This window comes from Streptomyces sp. T39 (genome assembly GCF_008042045.1).
GTDB lineage: Bacteria > Actinomycetota > Actinomycetes > Streptomycetales > Streptomycetaceae > Streptomyces.
In genome coordinates this window covers 1-748 of the sequence record NZ_RDBP01000291.1, presented here as the reverse complement: position 1 = coordinate 748, position 748 = coordinate 1, and the positions used below count along the sequence as shown (strand labels likewise).

The window sequence follows — 748 nt, the reverse complement described above, 5'->3', positions numbered from 1 at the left end:
GGCGCCGTTGGTCCGGCGCCGGCAGCGCTCCTCGATGATCCCGAGGTACAGATCACGGTCGGCCGGCTCGATGTTCCACGCGTCGAGCCCGGCCGCGGCGAGCGGCAGCAGCTCGTCGCGGACGAGCTTGACGACGGGGACCCTGGTGACCCCTCCGCGCCCCGGACGCGGCCACTCCAGCTCGGCGTCGATGCCGTACCGGCAGGCCGTGTCGAAGTTGCGGTGCGCCGCCTCGAAGGGCAGCCGGGACCACMSYGGCCGACGTGATCGCCAACGCCGCCTTCTACTACGGTCTGGTCCGCGCGCTGGCCGRGGAAGCCCACCTCCCAGGTGTGCACCGGACGGCCCTCCCTCATCAGTTCGCTGTACCGGCGGGTGGTGGCCGCGAGCGCGGCGTCCCGCGGAAGGCCCGCCTCCAGTGCCCGGTGGAAGGTGTCCGACTGCCAGGAGGCGCCGTTGGTCCGGCGCCGGCAGCGCTCCTCGATGATCCCGAGGTACAGATCACGGTCGGCCGGCTCGATGTTCCACGCGTCGAGCCCGGCCGCGGCGAGCGGCAGCAGCTCGTCGCGGACGAGCTTGACGACGGGGACCCTGGTGACCCCTCCGCGCCCCGGACGCGGCCACTCCAGCTCGGCGTCGATGCCGTACCGGCAGGCCGTGTCGAAGTTGCGGTGCGCCGCCTCGAAGGGCAGCCGGGACCACACCGGCCGTGCGCCGCCTCGAAGGGCAGCCGGGACCACACCGGCCG

2 pseudogenes are annotated in these 748 nt (G+C 73.9%); both read right to left on the bottom strand.

Annotated elements, in window-relative coordinates:
• A pseudogene (locus tag EAO77_RS40975) lies at window positions 1-261 on the bottom strand (glutamate--cysteine ligase); the annotation flags it as partial.
• A 56-nt stretch (window positions 262-317) separates the two neighbouring features.
• A pseudogene (locus tag EAO77_RS40970) lies at window positions 318-748 on the bottom strand (glutamate--cysteine ligase); the annotation flags it as partial.